This is a genomic window from Saccharothrix sp. NPDC042600 (genome assembly GCF_040647305.1).
Taxonomy (GTDB): Bacteria; Actinomycetota; Actinomycetes; order Mycobacteriales; family Pseudonocardiaceae; genus Actinosynnema; species Actinosynnema mutabilis.
In genome coordinates this window covers 22,264-43,867 of sequence record NZ_JBEZBW010000057.1, presented here as the reverse complement: position 1 = coordinate 43,867, position 21,604 = coordinate 22,264, and the positions used below count along the sequence as shown (strand labels likewise).

Annotated in this window: 3 protein-coding genes; all 3 read left to right on the top strand. The window is 74.9% G+C overall.

The features are described from left to right. The first annotated feature begins 2 nt into the window (after positions 1-2). Genes AB0A74_RS27940 through AB0A74_RS27930 form a run of 3 tightly spaced genes read left to right on the top strand, consistent with a single transcriptional unit; the run spans position 3 to position 21,602 of the window. A complete protein-coding gene (locus AB0A74_RS27940; protein WP_358253954.1) occupies positions 3-1,391 on the top strand; it encodes a carboxyl transferase domain-containing protein in 1,389 nt (462 codons plus the stop codon). Positions 1,392-1,428: 37 nt separating this feature from the next. Further along, on the top strand, positions 1,429-11,238 hold the full coding sequence (locus AB0A74_RS27935) for a type I polyketide synthase (protein WP_358253952.1): 9,810 nt from the start codon (positions 1,429-1,431) through the stop codon (positions 11,236-11,238). Positions 11,239-11,240: 2 nt separating this feature from the next. Continuing rightward, a complete protein-coding gene (locus AB0A74_RS27930) occupies positions 11,241-21,602 on the top strand; it encodes an SDR family NAD(P)-dependent oxidoreductase (RefSeq protein ID WP_358253950.1) in 10,362 nt (3,453 codons plus the stop codon). Positions 21,603-21,604 lie beyond the last annotated feature (2 nt).

Below are 21,604 nucleotides of genomic sequence, written 5' to 3'. Positions count from 1 at the left end.
CCATGACCTCCGTCGCGCTCGACCCGCGCAGCCCGCTGGCCCGGCTGCCCCGCCTCCTCGACGACCTGACCCTCCTGCACGACCCCGACCACGTCGCCACCACCGTGGCGCGCGGCCGGATCGCGGGGCAGGAGGTGGTCGCGTTCTGCACCGACGCGACCGTCAAGGGCGGTTCGCTGGGCATCGAGGAGTGCCACCGCATCCGGGACGCCATCGACCTGGCCCTCGCGGAGGGCGCGCCGGTGGTGGGGCTGTGGCACTCGGGCGGCGCGAAGCTGGCCGGCGGGGTGGAGTCCATGCACGGCATCGGCTCGATCTTCGCCTCGATGGTGCGGGCGTCGGGCAAGATCCCCCAGATCTCCGTGGTGCTCGGCGCCGCCGCCGGTGGCGCCGCGTACGGCCCGGCGCTGACCGACCTGGTCGTGCAGGCGCCGGAGGGCCGGATCTTCATCACCGGACCCGACGTCGTCCGCAGCGTCACCGGCGAGGAGATCGACATGGCGGGCCTGGGCGGACCCGAGGCGCACAGCCGCAAGTCGGGTGTCGCCCACGTGCCCGCCGAGTCCGAGGAGGACGCCTACCGCCGGACCCGGCAGCTGGTCGAGCTGCTGGCCCGGCCGGGCTCCTTCGACCCGACGCGGGCCGGTGGCGCGGAGGACCCGCGCGGGCTGCTGCCCGAGTCGCCCAGACGCGCCTACGACGTCCACCCGCTGCTGCACGCCCTCCTGGACGACGGCGTCCTGGCGGAGATCCAGCCGAAGTGGGCGCCCAACGTCGTGGTCGGCCTCGGCCGGCTCGGCGGCGGCACGGTCGGCGTGGTGGCCAACAACCCGCTGCGCAAGGGCGGGTGCCTGGACTCGCTGTCGGCGGAGAAGGCGTCCCGGTTCGTGCGCATGTGCGACGGGTTCGGCATCCCGCTGCTGGTCGTGGTCGACGTCCCCGGCTACCTGCCGGGCGTCGGCCAGGAGTGGGGCGGGGTGGTGCGACGCGGCGCGAAGCTGTTGTACGCCTTCGCCGAGGCGACCGTCCCGCGCGTCACGCTCATCACCCGCAAGTCCTACGGCGGCGCCTACATCGCGATGAACTCGCGGTCCCTGGGCGCCACGTCGGTGCTGGCGTGGCCGGAGGCGGAGGTCGCCGTGATGGGGGCCGAGGCCGCCGTCCGCGTCCTGCACCGCAAGGCGATCGCCGCCGCCGACGAGAACTCCCGGCCCGCGCTGCTGGCGCGCCTGGTCGAGGAGCACGAGCAGGTCGCGGGCGGTCTCGGCCGCGCCCTGGACCTCGGGGTGGTCGACGAGGTCGTCCGGCCCGAGGACACCCGTTCCCGGCTCGTCTCGCTGTTCGCCGCCGCCGCACCCGGCCGTGGCGCGCACGGGAACGTCCCGCTCTAACCCACCCGCATACCGGCCCGCCCGTGGAGTGACGTCGATGTCGAACAACGAGGACAAGCTGCTCGACTACCTCAAGCGGACGACCTCGGAACTGCGCGACGCGCGCCGCAGGCTGCGCGAGGCGGAGGAGGCGGCGCGCGAGCCCATCGCCATCGTGGGCATGGCGTGCCGCTTCCCGGGTGGCGTCCGGACCCCCGAGGACCTGTGGGACCTCGTGGCGGGCGGCCGGGACGCGGTGACCGGCTTCCCCCCCGACCGCGGCTGGGACGTCGGCGAGCTCTACGACCCCACGCCCGGCGCGGCCGGCAAGACCTACACCCGCTCGGGCGGGTTCCTGCACGACGCGGCGGAGTTCGACGCCGAGTTCTTCGAGATCTCCCCGCGCGAGGCGCTGTCCATGGACCCGCAGCAACGGCTGCTGCTGGAGGTCTCGTGGGAGGCGCTGGAGAGCGCGGGCCTGCTGCCGGCGTCGTTGAAGGGCAGCGCCACCGGCGTGTTCGCCGGGATGATGTACCACGACTACGCGGGCAACAACTCGACCGGCGCCATCGCGTCCGGCCGGGTCGCCTACGCGCTCGGCCTGGAAGGGCCGACGATGACCGTGGACACCGCGTGCTCGTCCTCGTTGGTGGCGCTGCACCTGGCCGTGCGCGCCCTGCGGTCCGGCGAGTGCTCGCTGGCGCTGGCGGGCGGCGTGACCGTGATGGCCACGCCCGAGACGTTCGTCGAGTTCTCCCGCCAGCGCGGGTTGTCGCCCGACGGGCGGTGCAAGTCCTTCGCGGGCGCGGCCGACGGCGTGGGCTGGGCCGAGGGCGTCGGGATGCTGGTGGTGGAACGCCTGTCCGACGCGCGGCGCAACGGGCACGAGGTGCTCGCGGTGGTGCGCGGCTCGGCGGTGAACCAGGACGGCGCGTCCAACGGCCTGACCGCGCCCAACGGCCCGTCACAGCAACGCGTGATCCGGGCGGCGCTGGCCGATGCCGACTTGTCGACGTCCGACGTGGACGCGGTCGAGGCGCACGGCACCGGGACCACGTTGGGCGACCCGATCGAGGCGCAGGCCCTGCTCGCCACCTACGGGCAGGGGCGGTCCGCGGAGCGCCCGCTGTGGCTGGGGTCGGTGAAGTCCAACATCGGGCACACCCAGGCCGCCGCCGGTGTGGCGGGCGTGGTGAAGATGGTGCTGGCCATGCGGAACGGGGTGCTGCCGCGGACGCTGCACGTGGACGAGCCGTCGCCGAAGGTGGACTGGGCGGCCGGGTCCGTGGAGCTGCTGACCTCGCCGGTGGAGTGGCCGGCGGGGGAGCGTCCGCGGCGGGCGGCCGTGTCGTCGTTCGGGATCTCCGGGACCAACGCGCACGTGGTGCTGGAGGAGTCGGTCGAGTCCGTGGAGCCGGCGGAGTCCGTCCCGCCGCCCGTGGTGCCCTGGGTGTTCTCCGGCCGGACGCCCTCCGCCTTGCGCGACCAGGCCGCGCGGCTGACTTCGGTCGAACAGTCCTTTGTGGACGTCGGCTTCTCGTTGGCCACTTCGCGGACCGCGTTCGACCACCGGGCGGTGGTCGTGGGGCGGAGTCGTGAGGAGCTGGTGGCTGCCCTGGCCGACGGCGGTGTCACCGACGTGGTGACGCCCGGTCGTCTGGCGTTCCTGTTCACGGGTCAGGGCTCGCAGCGCCTGGGCATGGGCCGCGACCTGCACGCCTTCCCCGTCTTCGCGTCCGCCTTCGCCGAGGCCTGCGCGGCACTCGACCCGCACCTGCCCAAACCACTGGCCGACGTGCTCGACACCGACGAACTGCACGACACCGGCTACACCCAACCCGCCCTGTTCGCCTTCGAAACCGCCCTCCACCGCCTCTACGCGTCCTGGGGCGTCAAACCCGACCTCCTCGCCGGGCATTCGATCGGCGAATTCGCGGCGGCCTATGCGGCCGGTGTGTTCACCTTGGACGACGCCGCCCGTCTGGTCGCCGCCCGCGGCCGACTGATGCAAGCCCTGCCCGCCGGCGGCGCGATGCTCGCCGTCCAGGCCACCGAGGACCAGGTCACCGGACTGCTGTCCGATCAGGTCGCCATCGGCGCGATCAACGGCCCCACCTCCCTGGTCCTGTCCGGAGCGCAAGAAGCGGTCCTCGAAGCCGCCGACAAGCTCTCGGCAGAAGGCGTCAAGACCAAACGGCTCACCGTCTCGCACGCCTTCCACTCCCCACTCATGGAACCGATGCTCGACGAGCTGCGAAAAGTCGCCGACAGCATCACCCACCACACCCCCACCACCCCGCTCATCTCGACCGTCACCGGCGAGGTATTCACACCCTCCCCCGACTACTGGGTACGGCAGGCACGCGAAGCGGTCCGATTCGCCCAAGCCGTGGAGACGTTGCGGGACAACGGGGTGCGCACATTCCTGGAGGTCGGTCCTGACGCGGCGCTCACCGCGATGGTGGACTCCGACGACGTCGTCGCCACGACCCGCCGCGAGCGCGACGAGGCCGTGTCCGCGGTGACCGCCCTGGGCCGCCTGCACGGGCGGGGCGTGGCCGTGGACTGGTCCGCGTTCTTCCCCGGCGCGACCCGCGTGGACCTGCCGACCTACGCCTTCCAGCACGAGCGGTACTGGGCCGAGAACACGGCGACCGCCGGCGGCGCGGGCCGGTTGGGCCTCGCCGACGCCGAGCACCCGCTGCTGGGCGCGGCCGTCGCGCTGCCGGACTTCGACGGTGTCGTGTACTCCGGCCGGCTGTCGACGGGCACGCACCCGTGGCTGGCGGACCACGTCGTCGCCGGTGCGGTGCTGGTGCCGGGCGCGGCGCTGGTCGAGGTGGCCGTGCACGCGGCGGACGCGGTCGGCTGCGCTGCGGTGGACGAGCTGACCATGCTGTCCCCGTTGGCGCTGCCCGAGGGCGGGGCCGTCCAGCTCCGCGTCCGCGTCGGCGAACCCGACGAGGCGGGCCGCCGCGCGGTCGAGGTGCACTCCCGCGCCGAGCGGTCCGACACGTGGACCACCCACGCCCTGGGCACGGTGTCCCCGACCGCCGCCACCCCCGACCCCGTCGACTGGCCGCCCGCCGCCGCCGAGCCGGTGGCCGTGGACTACACCCGCCTGACCGCCCTCGGCTTCGACTACGGCCCGCTGTTCCAGGGTGTCACGGCCGTGTGGCGACGCGGCTCGGACTTCTTCGCCGAGGTCGCCCTGCCCGAGGCGGACGACCGCTTCGCCCTGCACCCGGCCCTCCTCGACGCCACCCTCCACGCCCCGCTCCTGGCCGAGGCTGTCGGTACCCCGTGGGACGATGGAGACGGGGGCCGGAGGCCGGCCGTCCCGTTCTCCTGGCGCGACGTCGCCCTGCACGCCACCGGCGCCACCACCCTGCGCGTCCGCATCACCCCCACCGCGTCCGGCTGGACGATCACCGCCACCGACACCGCCGGCACGCCCGTCATCTCGGTCGGCAGCCTCGAAACCCGCCCGCTGGCCGCCCTCGACCTCCGCCCGACCCACCACGACTCCCTCTACCGCCTGGAGTGGACGCCCGCCGCCGGCACCCCCGCCGACGTCCCGGTCCACCGGGTGCCGGCGGGCGGCGAGGTCCACGCCGTGCTGCACGAGACGCTGGAGGTGCTCCAGGACTTCCTGGCGGGCCAAGCGCCCGTGCTGGTCGTCCGGACCGAGGGGGCGGTGGCCCTGCCGGGCGAGGACGTGGACCCGGCGGGCGCGGCGGTGTGGGGCATGGTCCGCTCCGCGCAGGCCGAGGCCCCGGGCCGGATCGTCCTGGTGGACGGCGAAGTCCTGCTCGTGCCGGACGAGCCGCAGGTCGTCGTGCGGAACGGTGTCGCGCACGTGGGCCGGCTGGCCCGGGTGCCGGTGACCGACGCCCCCGTGGACTTCGGGGATGGCGCGGTGCTGCTGACCGGCGCCTCGGGTGCGCTGGGCGGCGTGATCGCCCGGCACCTCAGGAAGGAGCGCGGCGTCCGCGACCTGGTGCTGGTCAGCCGTAGTGGCGCGGACGACCTCGCCGCCGAACTCGGCGCGAAGTCCGTGGCCTGCGACGTCGCCGACCGCGAAGCCCTGGCGAAGCTCCTGGCCGAGCACCGCGTCTCGGCTGTCGTGCACGCCGCCGGTGTGCTGGACGACGGCTTGATCGGGTCGTTGACGCCCGAGCGCCTCGACGGCGTCCTCCGGCCCAAGGTGGACGCGGCCCGGCTGCTGCACGAGTTGACCGAGGACTTGTCGGCGTTCGTGGTGTTCTCGTCGGCGTCGGGCACGTTCGGCAACGCCGGGCAGGCGAGTTACTCGGCCGCCAACGCCTACCTGGACGCGCTGGCCACCCACCGGCGGGCGCACGGGCTGCCGGCGCAGTCGCTCGCGTGGGGCCTGTGGGACGGCGGCATGGCCGGTGAGCTGACCGCCGCCGAGAAGCAGCACCTGAGCCGCGCCGGCATCCGGCCGCTGACCACCCAGGACGGTCTCCGGCTGTTCGACGCCGCCCTGACCTGCGACGACGCCACCCTGGTCCCGATCGGCCTGGACCTGGCAGCGGTCGACGGCCCGGTCTACCGCGGCCTGGCCCGCCCGAGGACCCGCCGCGCCGCCGCCGGCAAGGACCTCGGCCTGGCCGGGCTGTCCGCGAAGGACCGCCGGGACCAGCTCGTGGACCTGGTGCGCACCGACGTGGCGGCGGTCCTGGGCCACCAGGGCGTCGAGGCCGTGGACCCGGGCCGCGCGTTCACCGAACTGGGCTTCGACTCCGTCGCCGCGCTCGAACTGCGCAACCGGCTGGCCGCCGCGACCGGCCTGCGCCTGCCCGCCACCCTCACCTTCGACCACCCCAACACCCATGCCGTCGCGGACTTCCTGGCCGCGCGGATCGCCGGGACCACGACCACCGAGACGGTGACCGCCAAGGCCCGCAACGACGAGCCGATCGCCATCGTCGGCATGGCGTGCCGGTTCCCCGGCGACGTCCGCACCCCCGACGACCTGTGGGACCTGGTCGCGCAGGGCCGCGACGCCATCACCGGGTTCCCGACCGACCGGGGCTGGAACCTGGCCGAGCTGTACGACCCGACCCGCGGTGTGCCGGGCAAGTCCTACACGCGCGAGGGCGGGTTCCTGCACGACGCGGCGGAGTTCGACGCGGAGTTCTTCGGCATCTCGCCGCGCGAGGCGTTGACCATGGACCCGCAGCAACGGCTGCTGCTGGAGACGTCCTGGGAGGCGTTCGAGCACGCGGGCATCGACCCGGCGACGCTGCGCGGCAGCGACACGGGCGTGTTCGCGGGCATGATGTACCACGACTACGAGGGCAACGCGAGCACGGGCGCGGTCGCCTCCGGCCGCGTGGCCTACACGTTCGGGCTGGAGGGCCCGACCCTGACCGTCGACACGGCGTGCTCGTCGTCGCTGGTCGCCCTGCACCTCGCGGCCCAGGCGCTGCGCAACGGCGAGTGCTCGCTGGCGTTGGCGGGGGGCGTGTCGGTGATGGCCACGCCCGAGACCTACGTGGGCTTCAGCCGCCAGCTCGGGCTCTCGCCGGACGGCCGGTGCCGCTCGTTCGCGGGCGCGGCCGACGGCGTCGGCTTCTCCGAGGGCGTCGGCGTCCTGGTCGTGGAACGGCTGTCCGACGCGCGCCGCAACGGCCACCGCGTGCTGGCCGTCGTGCGGGGTTCGGCGGTGAACCAGGACGGCGCGTCCAACGGGCTGACCGCCCCCAACGGGCCGGCGCAGCAACGGGTGATCCGCGCCGCCCTGGCCGACGCGGGCCTGCGACCGTCCGATGTGGACGTTGTGGAGGCGCACGGCACCGGCACCACACTGGGCGACCCGATCGAGGCGCAGGCGATCCTCGCCACCTACGGCCGCGACCGCGAAGCGCCGGTGTGGCTGGGCTCGGTCAAGTCGAACATCGGCCACACGCAGGCCGCCGCCGGCGTCGCGGGCGTGATGAAAGTGGTCCTGGCCATGCGCCACGACGTGCTGCCGCGGACCCTGCACGTGGACGAGCCGTCGCCGGAGGTGGACTGGGCGGAGGGCGCGGTGTCGCTGCTCACCGAGCCGGTGGCCTGGGCGCGCAACGGGCACCCGCGCCGGGCGGCGGTGTCGTCGTTCGGCATCTCCGGCACCAACGCGCACGTCGTCATCGAGGAGGCGGACGCCGACGCGCCGACGCCCGCCCCGGACCTGCCGGCCACGCCCGTGCTGCTGTCCGCGAAGACCGACGAGGCACTCGAAGCCGTCGCGGCGCGGCTCCAGGACTTCGTCGCGGGCCGGGACGTGCGGGTCGAGGACGTGGCCCGGTCGCTGGCCGGCCGGACCCGCCTGGAGCGGTCGGCGGTCGTGGTCGCGACCGGCCGGGACGACCTGCTCGCCGCGCTGGACGGCGTGACCGGTGAGTCCGCCGTGCCGGGCCGGCTGGCCGTGCTGTTCTCCGGCCAGGGCGCGCAGCGGCTCGGCATGGGGCGTGAGCTGCGGTCGTTCCCGGTGTTCGCCGAGGCGTTCGACGCGGTGTGTTCGGAGCTGGACCGGCACCTGGACCGGCCGTTGCGCGAGGTCATCGACACCGAAGAGCTGCACCGGACCGGGTACACGCAGCCGGCGCTGTTCGCGTTCGAGGTGGCGTTGTTCCGGCTGGTCACGTCGTGGGGCGTCACCCCGGACTACCTGGCCGGGCACTCCATCGGCGAGTTGGCCGCCGCGCACGTGGCCGGGGTGTTCTCGCTGGCCGACGCCGCCCGCCTGGTGGCCGCCCGCGGCCGGCTGATGCAGGCGCTGCCCGCCGGCGGCGCGATGGTCGCGGTCGAGGCGACGGAGACCGAGGTCGTGCCGCTGCTGGCCGACGACGTGGCGATCGCCGCGGTCAACGGGCCGACGGCCGTGGTCGTGTCGGGCGCGGAGGACGCGGTGGCGCGGGTCGTGGCGCGGCTCGACGGCCGTCGGACCAAGCGGTTGACCGTGTCGCACGCCTTCCACTCGCCGCTGATGGAGCCGATGCTGGAGGAGTTCCGCGCGGTCGCCGAGACGATCGCCTACGCGGAGCCGAAGATCCCGGTCGTGTCCACTGTGGATGGTTGGGTGGTGGACCTGGCCAAGCCGGACTACTGGGTGCGGCAGGTGCGCGCGGCGGTGCGGTTCGCCGACGCGGTGCAGTGCCTGCGCGACAGCGGGACCACCACGTTCCTGGAGGTCGGGCCGGACGCCGTGCTGACCGCGTTGGCGGCGGACGGGTTCGTCCCCACCTCCCGGCGCGACCGGGACGAGGTCCGCACGGTCGTGGAAGCGCTGGGCCGCCTGCACGTCCGGGGCGTCCCGGTCGACTGGGACGCGTACTTCGGCGGCGGCACGCGCATCGAGCTGCCCACCTACCCGTTCCAGCGCAAGCGGTTCTGGCTGGAGAGCACCGGCGTGGCCGACCCGAGCGGCATCGGGCAGAGCGGCGTGGACCACCCGCTGCTGAGCGCGGTCGTCGCGCTGCCGGACTCGGACGGGCTGGTCTTCACGGGTCGGTTGTCGCTGGACGCGCACCCGTGGCTGGGCGACCACGACGTGTTCGGGACCGTGCTGGTGCCCGGCACCGCCCTGGTAGACCTGGCGTTGAGCGCGGGCGCGTCGGTGGGCTGCGAGGTGCTGGAGGAGCTGACCCTGCACGCGCCCCTGGTGCTGCCGCCGACCGGCGGTGTCGCGGTCCAGGTCGTGGTCGGCGGCGCGGAGAGCGGCCGCACGGTCCGGGTCTACTCGAAGGCCGACCAGGACTGGGTCCTGCACGCCGACGGCGTGGTCACGGCCGAGGCCGCGGGCGCCGGGGAGACGTTCGAGTGGCCGCCCGCCGACGCCACCCCGCTGGAGGTGGACTACGCGGCGCTGGCCGACCGGGGTTACGGCTACGGGCCGGTGTTCCGGGGCGTCCGGTCGGCGTTCCGGCGCGGTGCCGAGGTGTTCGCCGAGGTGGCGGTGGACGACGTCGAGGGGTTCGAGGTGCACCCGGCGCTGCTGGACGCGGCCCTGCACCCGGCGATCCCGGCCGACGGCCCGACGCGGCTGCCGTTCGCGTGGTCCGGGGTGCGGCTGCACGCGTCCGCCGCGTCCGTGCTGCGGGTGCGGCTGACGCCGACCGGCGACGACCGGATCGCGTTGGCCGCGATCGACCCGGCCGGCCGCCCGGTGCTGACCGTCGAGTCCCTGACCACCCGACCGGTGGCCGCCAACCAGCTCGTCGCACGCTCCCACCACGACTCGCTCTACCGCTTGGAGTGGACGCCGGCCGCCGGTGTCGCCACGGACGCCCCGGTGCACCGGGTTGCTCGTGGCGGCGAGGTTCGGGCGGTGCTGCACGAGACCTTGGGTGTGTTGCAGCAGTTCCTGGCGAGCGAGTCGGGGATGTTGGTCGTGCAGACCGAGGGCGCGGTGGCGTTGCCGGGCGAGGACGTGGACCTGGCCGGTGCGGCGGTGTGGGGCATGGTGCGCTCCGCGCAGGCCGAGGCCCCCGGTCGGATCGTCCTGGTGGACGGTGACGTGCTGGTGGTGCCGGACGAGCCGCAGGTGGTGGTGCGGGACGGTGTCGCGCACGTGGGCCGGCTGGCTCGGGTTCAAGTGACTGAAGGTTCAGTGAACTTCGGTGAAGGTGCGGTGTTGTTGACCGGTGCTTCGGGTGCCTTGGGTGGGGTGATCGCCCGGCATCTGGTGGCTGAGCACGGTGTTCGTGACTTGGTGTTGATGAGCCGTAGTGGCGCGGAAGGCCTTGCGGCGGAGTTGGGCGTGAAGTCGGTGGCTTGTGATGTCGCCGATCGGGATGCGTTGGTCAAGGTCCTTGCCGAGCACCGGGTTTCGGCCGTGGTGCACGTGGCCGGTGTGCTGGACGACGGGTTGATCGGGTCGTTGACGCCGGAGCGCGTCGACGCCGTGTTGCGGCCGAAGGTGGACGCGGCCTGGGCGTTGCACGAGCTGACCGAGGATCTCTCGGCGTTCGTGGTGTTCTCGTCGGCGTCGGGCACGTTCGGCAATGCGGGGCAGGCGAGTTACTCGGCGGCGAACGCTTACTTGGACGCGCTGGCCACTCATCGGCGCGGCCGGGGGCTGCCGGCGCAGTCGTTGGCGTGGGGGTTGTGGGACGGCGGGATGGCCGGTGAGCTGACCGCCGCGGAGAGGCAGCGGCTCAGCCGGGTGGGCATTCGGCCGCTGTCCGTCGAGGACGGCCTGCGGTTGTTCGACGCGGCCTTGACCTGCGACGACGCCGCGCTGGTGCCGATCGGGTTGGACCTGGCCACCATCGACGGGCCGCTGATCCGGGGGCTGCGCGGTGCCACTCGGAACCGCCGGGTCGCCGCTCGGGACGACGTCGACCTCGCGGCGCGGCTCGCCGGGCTGGCCGAGGCGGACCGGCGGGACGCGCTGCTCAAGCTGGTCCGCACGACCACGGCCGGCGTGCTCGGGCACGACTCCGCCGACGCGGTCCCCGCCGAACGCGCGTTCACCGACCTGGGGTTCGACTCGCTGGCCGCGCTGGAGCTGCGCAACCAGCTCACCGCCGCGACCGGCCTGCGCCTGCCCGCGACGCTGACGTTCGACCGGCCGCACGCCCGGGCCGTGGCGGACCTGCTGCACGACAAGCTGTTCGGCGAGTCCGGCCCGGGACTGCCCGAGGACGAGGTGCGCCGCGTCCTGGCGAGCATCCCGCTGGGCCGGCTGCGCGACGCGGGACTGCTGGACAGCCTGCTGGAACTGGGCGGCGTGAAGCTCGCCGCCGACGAGCCCGACGACGGGCCGGGGGAGTCCATCGACGACATGGACGCCGACGCACTGATCAACATGGCGCTCGCCGACCTCGGTGACGTGACGACGGAAACGGGGAGCTGAGAATGGCCGAGGAGAAGCTCGTCGCCGCGCTGCGCGCGTCGCTCAAGGAGAACGAGCGGCTGCGCGAGCAGAACCGCAAGCTCGACTCGACGTTGCGCGAGCCGGTCGCGATCGTCGGCATGGCGTGCCGGTTCCCCGGTGGCGTGCGGACGCCCGACGACCTGTGGGAGCTGGTCGCGCAGGGCCGCGACGGCATCACCGGGTTCCCGACCGACCGGGGCTGGAACCTGGCCGAGCTGTACGACCCGACGCCCGGCGCGGCGGGCAAGTCCTACACGCGCGAGGGCGGGTTCCTGCACGACGCGGCGGAGTTCGACGCGGAGTTCTTCGGCATCTCGCCGCGCGAGGCGCTGACCATGGACCCGCAGCAACGGCTGCTGCTGGAGACGTCGTGGGAGGCCCTGGAGAACACCGGGCTCGACCCGGTCGCGCTGCGCGGCGCGGCGGTCGGCGTGTTCGCCGGGATGATGTACCACGACTACGCCGAGAACAACTCGACCGGCGCCATCGCGTCCGGCCGCGTCGCGTACGCGCTGGGCCTGGAGGGACCGGCGGTCACCATCGACACGGCGTGCTCGTCGTCGCTGGTCGCGCTGCACCTGGCCGCGCAGTCGCTGCGCAACGGGGAGTGCTCGCTGGCGTTGGCCGGCGGCGTCACCGTGATGGCGACGCCCGGCACGTACGTCGAGTTCAGCAAGCAGCGCGGGCTGTCCGCGGACGGCCGGTGCAAGTCCTTCGCGGCGGCGGCCGACGGCACCGGTTTCGCCGAGGGCGTCGGGATGCTGGTCGTGGAACGCCTGTCCGACGCGCGCCGCAACGGCCACCCGGTGCTCGCGGTCGTGCGCGGCTCGGCGGTGAACCAGGACGGCGCGTCCAACGGCCTGACCGCGCCCAGCGGTCCGGCGCAGCAACGGGTGATCCGGGCGGCGCTGGCGCAGGCCAGGCTGGCGGCGCACCAGGTGGACGTGGTCGAGGCGCACGGCACCGGCACCACGCTGGGCGACCCGATCGAGGCGCAGGCCCTGCTGGCGACCTACGGCCAGGACCGCGAACGGCCGCTGTGGCTGGGGTCGATCAAGTCCAACATCGGCCACACGCAGGCGGCGGCGGGCGCCGCAGCGGTGATCAAGATGATCGGCGCGCTGCGGCACGGGGTGCTGCCGAAGACGTTGCACGTGGACGAGCCGAGCGACCAGGTCGACTGGACCGAGGGCGCGGTCTCGCTGCTCACGTCCCCGGTCCCGTGGCCGGCGGGCGACGAGCCGCGCCGGGCGGGCATCTCGTCGTTCGGGGTGAGCGGCACCAACGCCCACGTGATCCTGGAGGAACCGCCCGCCGAGGACACCGCGCCGGCCGCCGCCGAGGCGGTGGACGCTCCGGCCGGTGCCGGGGACGCGCCGGCCGGTGCCGGGGACGCGCCGGCCCGTGCCGGGGACGCGCCGGCCCGTGCCGGGGACGCGCCGGCCGGTGTTGAGGATGCGCCGGCCTCCGGCCCCCGTCTCCATTCTCCCACCGGGGTACGACAATTCCCGGGGGCGGCCGAGGTGGTGCCGTGGGTGTTGTCCGCCCGCACCGCCGAGGCCCTGCGTGCGCAAGCGGCCAAGCTCGCCGACCACCTCGCCGCCGGTCCCGCCGACCCCGCCGGTCCCGACGGTGTGGCGGCGGCTCTCGCGGCGCGCAGCCGGTTCGAGCACCGGGCCGTCGTGGTGGGCGGTGGCGACGACCTGCGGGCCGGTGTCGAGGCCGTCGCGGCGGGGGAGCACCCCACCACCGGCGAGGCCCTGGAGGACCCCAAGGTCGTCTTCATGTTCCCCGGTCAGGGTTCGCAGTGGGTCGGCATGGCCGTCGAACTGTTGGAGACCTCGCCGGTTTTCGCGCAGCGCATGGCCGAGTGCGCCGAGGCGATCGACGGGTTCACCGACTGGTCGTTGCTCGACGTGGTCCGTGACGTCCCGGGTGCCGCGTCCCTGGAGCGGGTGGACGTGGTGCAGCCGGTGCTGTTCGCGGTGATGGTGTCGCTGGCCGCGTTGTGGCGGTCCTACGGTGTCGAACCCTCGGCGGTCGTCGGGCACTCGCAGGGCGAGATCGCGGCGGCGGCTGTCTGCGGCGCGCTGTCCCTGGAAGACGCCGCCCGCGTCGTCGCGTTGCGCAGCAAGGCGATCGCCGCCGGGCTCGCCGGGCGCGGCGGGATGGCGTCCGTCGCCGCCCCGCGCGCCGACGTCGAGGCCCGCATCGCCCGCTGGGCCGACCGGATCTCCGTCGCCGCCGTCAACGGCCCGTCCGCGACCGTCGTCTCCGGCGAACCCGGAGCACTCCGGGAGTTGCTCGCGGACTGCGCGGCGGACGGCGTCCGGATGCGGATCATCCCCGTGGACTACGCCTCGCACTCCGCGCAGGTCGAGTCGATCCGCGACGAGCTGCTCACCGTCCTGGCCGGGGTCGAGCCGCGCACCGGCGACATCCCGCTGTACTCGACGCTGACCGGCGAGGTCGGCACCGCCGTCCTGGACGCCGACTACTGGTACGCCAACCTGCGCGGCACGGTCCGCTTCCAGGACGCCGTCGAGCGCCTGCTGGCCGACGGGCACGACGTGTTCGTGGAGATCAGCGCGCACCCGGTGCTGGGCATGGGCGTCCGCGAGGTCCTCGACGCCGCCGCCGGCCCGACCGCCCTGGTCGGCTCGCTGCGCCGGGACGAGGGCGGTCTCCAGCGGTTCCTGACCTCGCTGGGCGAGGCCCACGTGCGCGGCGTCGCCGTCGACTGGTCCCGGCACACCGCCGGCCCGCGCGCGACCGTGCCGACCTACGCGTTCCAGACGCGGCGGTACTGGCAGGTCGAGCAGTCCACAGTGGACGCGGGCGGGCTCGGTGTCTCGTCGGTCGCGCACCCCCTGCTCGGCGCGGTGTTGACCGTGCCGGAGCGGGACCTGGTCGTGCTGACCGGCCGCGTGGACCTCGACACCCACCCGTGGCTGGCCGACCACGCCGTGCTGGACACCGTGCTGGTGCCCGGCACCGCCCTGGTGGACCTGGCGGTCCGCGCCGGCGACCAGGTCGGCTGCCCGGTGGTGGAGGAGCTGACCATCACCACGCCGCTGGTGGTCCAGGGCGGTGTGACGCTGCGGATCACCGTGGACGCGCCCGACGACCACGGCCGCCGCGCGCTGGGCGTCTACGCGCAGACCGACGCCGACCAGGCCGCCGGCCTGTGGACCCGCCACGCCACGGGCGTCCTCGCGGAGGGCTCCCCCCGCGCGGATCACCTGACCGAGTGGCCGCCGACCGACGCCACCCCTCTCGACACCACCGACCTCTACGACCGCCTGGCCGCCCTGGGCCTGAACTACGGCCCGGCCTTCCAGGGCCTGCGAGCGGCGTGGCGGCGCGGCGACGAGACCTTCGCCGAGGTCGCCCTCCAGGGCGAGCCGGACACCTTCGGCCTCCACCCGGCCCTGCTGGACGGGGCCCTGCACGCCCTGGCGGCGGACATCGGCGACGGCCGACCGCACCTCCCGTTCTCGTGGAGCGGCGTCACCCTGCACGCCGAAGCCGCCACCGCCCTGCGCGTCCGCTTCACCAGGACCGGCCCGGACACGGCGTCCCTGACCATCGCCGACGCGGCGGGCGCACCGGTCGCCACGATCGACGCCCTCACCGTCCGCCCGGTGGCCCTGGACGCCCTCAAGGGCCGCACCGGCTACGTCGAGGACCTGTTCACCCTCGACTGGACCCCGCTGAAACTGTCGTCCCCCCGTGCGACCATGGAGACGGGGGCCGGAGGCCACCCCGACCTCCTCCACGTCACCCCCACCGACGACGTCCTGGCCGCCACCACCGAGGCCCTGGCCGCGCTCCAGGCCCGGCTCGCCGACCCGACCGACGCCACCCTGGTCGTCGTCACCCACCCCGGCGACCTCGCCGGCGCGGCCGTGCGCGGCCTGGTCCGCTCCGCCCAGGCGGAGAACCCGGGCCGGTTCGTCCTGCTGGAGGCCGAGGACGCCACGCCCGACGAGATCGCCGCCGCCCTCGCCACCGGCGAACCGGTCCTCGCGATCCACGACGGCGAGGTCCGCGCGCCCCGCCTGGCCCGCGTTCCCGACCCGACCGGCGAGTCGCCGTTCACCCCGGACAGCACCGTCCTGGTCACCGGCGGCACCGGCACGCTCGGCGCGCACGTCGCCCGCCACCTGGTCACCGCCCACGGCGTCCGAAACCTGGTCCTGACCAGCCGCCGCGGCCTGGAAGCCCAAGGGGCGCGCGAACTCCAAGCCGAACTGGCCGACCTGGGCGCGACCGCGCACGTCGTCGCCCGCGACGTCGCCGACCGGGACGCCACCGCGAAGCTCCTCGCCGAGCACACCGTCACCGCCGTCGTCCACACGGCCGGCGTGATGGACGACGGCACGGTGGCCTCCGTGCGCCCCGACCAGCTCGCCACCGTGCTGCGGCCCAAGCTCGACGCCGCCCGCAACCTGGACGAGCTGACCGGCGACCTGACCGCGTTCGTCCTGTTCTCGTCGGCGGCGGGCACGTTCGGCAGCCCCGGCCAGGGCGGGTACGCCGCCGCCAACGCCGCCCTGGACGCCCTCGCCCACCGCCGCCGCGCCGCGGGCAAGCCCGCCCAGTCCCTGGCCTGGGGGCTGTGGGCCCAGCGCAGCGAGATGACCGCCGAGGTCGGGTCGGCCGAGCTGAACCGCATGGCCCGCACCGGCATGAGCGAGCTGTCCACAGAGGACGGTCTCGCCCTGTTCGACGCCGCCGTCAAGGCCGGTGACACCCTGCTCGTGCCGGTCCCGCTGGACCTGACCGCGCGCGGCGACGTCCCCGAGCTGCTGCGCGGCCTGGTCAAGGCCCCGGCCCGCCGGGCGGCGAGCGGGTCGTCGCTGTCGGGGCGCCTGGCCGAGGTGCCGGCGGACCGCCGCGCCGAGGTCGTGCTGGAGGTCGTGCTGACCCGCGTGGCCGCCGTCCTGGGCTACGCCCGCGCCGAGCAGCTGCCCGCCGGCCGCACGTTCAAGGACCTCGGGTTCGACTCGCTGACCGCCCTGGACCTGCGCAACCAGCTCAGCGTCGCAACCGGCCTGCGGCTGCCCGCGACCCTGGTGTTCGACTACCCGACCCCGGACGCGCTGGCCGCCCACCTGCTCGACCAGCTCGCCGGGTCCACCACCACCGCGGTCGTCGAGGCCGTCCGCCACGACCACGAGCCCATCGCGATCGTCGGCATGGCCTGCCGGTTCCCCGGCGGCGTGCGCACCCCCGAGGACCTGTGGCGGCTGCTGCTCGACGGCGGCGACGCCATCGGCGGGTTCCCCACCGACCGCGGCTGGGACCTCGACGCCCTGTTCCACCCCGACCCCGACCACCCGGGCACGGTCACCACCGACCGCGGCGGCTTCCTGCACGACGCCGCCGACTTCGACCCCGGCTTCTTCGGCATCTCCCCGCGCGAGGCGCTGGCGATGGACCCGCAGCAACGCCTGCTGCTGGAGACGTCCTGGGAGGCGTTGGAACGGGCCGGGATCGACCCGACCACGTTGCGCGGCAGCCGGACCGGCGTCTACGCGGGCGTGATGTACAACGACTACGGCATCGTGGTGAGCGGGTCGGCGGAGTCGGTCGACGGGTTCCTGTCCACGGGCAACTCCGGCGGTGTCGTGTCCGGCCGCGTGTCCTACACGCTCGGGCTCGAAGGCCCCGCGATGACCGTGGACACCGCGTGCTCGTCGTCGCTGGTCGCGGTGCACCTGGCGGTGTCGGCGCTGCGCAACGGTGAGTGCTCGCTGGCGCTGGCGGGCGGCGTGTCGGTGATGTCGCTGCCGGGCACGTTCCAGGAGTTCTCGCGGCAGCGCAACCTCGCCGCCGACGGCCGGTGCAAGTCGTTCGCGGGCGCGGCCGACGGGACCTCGCTGTCGGAGGGCGCGGGCCAACTGGTGCTGGAACGGCTGTCCGACGCGCGGCGCAACGGGCACCGGGTGCTGGCCGTGATCCGGGGTTCGGCGGTCAACCAGGACGGCGCGTCCAACGGCCTGACCGCGCCCAACGGGCCGTCACAGCAACGGGTCATCCGCGCGGCGCTGGCCGACGCGGGCGTGCAGCCGTCCGAAGTGGACGTCGTGGAGGCGCACGGCACCGGCACCACGCTGGGCGACCCGATCGAGGCGCAGGCCCTGCTCGCGACCTACGGCCAGGACCGCGCCGAACCGCTGCTGCTGGGCTCGATCAAGTCCAACCTGGGGCACACCCAGGGCGCGGCGGGCGTCGCCGGGCTGATGAAGGTGGTGCTGTCGCTGCGCCACGGCCTGCTGCCGCGCACGCTGCACGTGGACGAGCCGTCGCCGCACGTGGACTGGACGGCCGGGGCGGTGCGGCTGGCCACCTCGGCGGAGCCGCTGACCGCATCCCGCCCGTTGCGCGGCGCGGTGTCGTCGTTCGGGATCAGCGGCACCAACGCGCACGTCGTGCTGGAGCAGGCGGAAGCGGTGCCGGTCGAGGAGCCGGCGCAGCCCGGGTTCACGCCGTGGCTGGTGTCCGCGCGCACCGAGGACGCCCTGCGCGACCAGGTCGCCGCCTTGCGGGCGCACGTGGCGGCGCACCCCGAGCGGCCCGTGGACGTCGGCTACACCCTCGCCACCGGGCGGGCCGCGTTCGAGCACCGCGCGGTCGTGCTCGGGGACGAGGTCGTGACCGGGGCTGTCCGCGCCGGGCGGCTCGCGGTGCTGTTCACCGGCCAGGGCGCGCAGCGGCTCGGCATGGGGCGTGAGCTGCGGTCGTTCCCGGTGTTCGCCGAGGCGTTCGACGCGGTGTGTTCGGAGCTGGACCGGCACCTGGACCGGCCGTTGCGCGAGGTCATCGACAGCGACGAGCTGCACCGGACCGGGTACACGCAGCCGGCGCTGTTCGCGTTCGAGGTGGCGTTGTTCCGGCTGGTCACGTCGTGGGGCGTTCGGCCGGACTTCGTGGCCGGGCACTCGATCGGCGAGTTGGCCGCCGCGCACGTGGCCGGGGTGTTCTCGCTGGCCGACGCGGCCCGGCTGGTCGCCGCCCGCGCGCGGCTGATGCAGGCCCTGCCGACCGGTGGCGCGATGGTGTCCGTGCGCGCGCCCGAGTCCGAGGTGCTGCCGCTGCTCGTCGAGGGTGTCGCCATCGCCGCCGTCAACAGCCCGGACTCCGTGGTGCTGTCCGGGGTGGAGGCCGCGACCCTTGCGGTGGCGGAGGAGTTGGCGGCGCGCGGGCACAAGACGCAACGGCTGACCGTGTCGCACGCGTTCCACTCGCCGCTGATGGAGCCGATGCTGGCGGACTTCCGGGCGGTGGCCGAGACGATCGCCTACCGCGCGCCGGAGATTCCGTTGGTGTCCACGGCCGGCCTCCGGCCCCCGTCTCCATCGTCGCATGGGGGACCGACGGGCTCGGGCGGCGAGGGTGCTGGGGAGTTCGGGGCCGAGTACTGGGTGCGGCAGGTTCGGGAGGCTGTCCGGTTCGCCGACGCGGTGCGCGAGTTGGCCGACGGCGGGGTGACGACGTTCCTGGAGCTGGGGCCGGACGCGGTGCTCACCGCGTTGGGGCAAGGAGTTGCCGAGGGCGAGTGGATCTCGGTGTGCCGCAAGGGGCACGACGAGTCCGCGACCGTCGCGACCGCGTTCGCCCGGCTCGCGGTGAGCGGTGTCGCGATCGACTGGGCCGGTGTGGTGCCCGGGCGGACCGTGGAGCTGCCGACCTACGCGTTCCGGCGTCAGCGGTTCTGGCCGCGGCCGGGGGTCGGGACCGGGGACGCCGGCGGGCTGGGGCTCAACCCGGCCGACCACCCGTTGTTGGGCGCGGCGGTCGAGCTGCCCGACGGGGGCGCGGTGTTCACCGGGCGGCTGTCGCTGGTCACCCACCCGTGGCTGGCCGACCACGCCGTCGGTGACGTCGTGCTGCTGCCCGGGGCGGCGCTGGTGGAGATGGCGGCGCACGCCGGCCGGGAGGTCGGGCGCGGCCGGGTCGGCGAGCTGACCCTGGAGGCCCCGCTGGTGCTGCCGGACAAGGGCGGCGTCCGGGTCCGGGTGACCGTCGGGGCGGAGGGCTCGGTCGAGATCCACTCGCGCGCCGAGGACGACGACGCCTGGACCGCCCACGCCGCCGGCCACCTGGCCGCCGACCTCGGACCCGGCGCCGACCTGCGGGAATGGCCGCCGGCGGGCGCCGACGAACTCGACGTGTCCAGCGCCTACGACGACCTGTTCGCGCGCGGACTCCGCTACGGCCCGGTGTTCCAGGGGCTCACGGCGGCGTGGCGGCGCGGGGACGAGGTGTTCGCCGAGGTGAGCGTGCCGGCCGAGGACGCGGGGCGGTTCGGGCTGCACCCGGCGCTGCTGGACGGCGTCCTGCACGCCCTGGCCGTGACCGGGGACGGCGACCTGGTGTTGCCGTTCTCCTGGCGGGGCTTCGCGGTGCACGCGGTCGGCGCGGCCACGCTGCGGGCGCGCATCGTGCCGGGTGACGGCGCGGTGGCGATCACCGTGGCGGACGGCACCGGCGCGCCCGTGGCCACCGTCGAGGCCCTCGCGGTCCGCCCGGTGTCCCCGGACCAGTTGCGCACCGACCGCAACGACCTGCTCCGCCTCGACTGGACCCCGCTGACCGGCCCGACGACCACCCGCGACTTCACCCTGGTGGGCGCGGGCGGGACGGTCGCCGACCTGGCGGCCCTCGCGGCGGAGGTCGCGGCCGGCGCGCCGGCGCCCGACGTGGTGGCCGTGCGCTGGACCCGGACCGACGGCGACGCGGCGGCCGTGCGGGCGGCGACCCACCGGGCGCTGGCCCTGGCGCAGGAGTGGCTGGCCGAAGAGGCGTTCGCCGGCTCCCGGCTCGCCGTCGTCACCAGCGGCGCGGTCGCCACCGGCCCGGACGCCGACGTGGACCCGGCCCAGGCCGCCGTGTGGGGCCTCATCCGGTCCGCGCAGTCGGAGAACGGGGACCGGTTCGTCCTGGTCGACGCCGACGACACCACCGCGCTGGCCGCCGCGCTGGGCGCCGACGAGCCGCAGCTCGCGGTGCGCGGCGGCCAAGTCCTGGTCCCGCGCCTGGTCAAGGCCCCGGCCGCGCCGGCGCCGCTGGCGGGACCCGTCCTGGTCACGGGCGCGTCCGGCGCGCTCGGCCGGGTCGTCGCCCGGCACCTGGTCACCCGCCACGGCGTCCGCGAACTGGTCCTGACCAGCCGCGACCCCCGGCCCGAGCTGCGCGACGAGCTGACCGCGCTGGGCGCGGACGTGACCGTCGCCGCCTGCGACGTGGCCGACCGGGACGCCCTGGCCAAGCTGCTCGCCGACCACCCCGTGCGCGCCGTCGTGCACGCGGCCGGCGTGCTGGACGACGGCGTGATCGGCTCGCTCACCCCCGACCGGCTGGACACCGTCCTGCGGCCCAAGGTGGACGGCGCGGCCAACCTGCACGAACTGGCCGACGTCGACACGTTCGTCCTGTTCTCCTCGGCCGCGGGCGTGCTCGGCGGCCCCGGCCAGGCGAACTACGCCGCCGCCAACGCCTACCTCGACGCCCTCGCCGAGCACCGCCGCGCCACCGGCAAACCGGCGGTCTCGCTCGCGTGGGGCCGCTGGGAGCAGGCCGGCATGGCCGACCGGATGAGCGAGGCCGACCGGCGGCGCATGGCCCGGTCGGGCATCGACGCCCTGACCCACGACGAGGGCCTGGCCCTGCTCGACGCCGCGCTCGGCGCGTCCGGCGCGCTCGCGCCGATCAAGCTCGACCACCGGGTGCTGCGCGAACGGGCCGTGGCGGGCGTGCTGCCGCCGCTGCTGCGCGGCCTGGTGCGGGTGCCCACCCGCCGGGCCGCCGAAGCCGACGCGGGCGCGGTGGACGCGCTGAAGAAGTCGTTGGCGGGCAAGGACGTCGAGGCCGCCACCGCGGTCCTGCTGGACCTGGTGCGCGCCCAGGTCGCCGGCGTGCTGGCCTACCCGGACGCGGGCGAGGTGCCCGCGGACCGGCCGTTCAACGAACTCGGTTTCGACTCGCTGACCGCGGTCGAGCTGCGCAACCGGGTCAACGCGGCCACCGGCCTGCGGCTGCCCGCGACGCTGGTGTTCGACCACCCGACGGCGCGGGCGCTGGCCGCCCACCTGGCCGCCGAACTGACCGGCGAGGGCGCGGAGGCCAACGGCGTGCTCGCCGCCTTCGCCGGGCTCGACCGGCTCGAAGAGTCCCTCGTGGACATCGACGAGCAATCGCGGACGCGGCTCACGCTGCGCCTGCGCGAAGTGCTGACCAGGCTCGGCGCGTCCGAAGCGCCGACCACCGACGACATCGAGTCCGCCACCGATGACGAGGTCTTCGCTCTCATCGACAGCGAACTGGGGATCTCGTGATG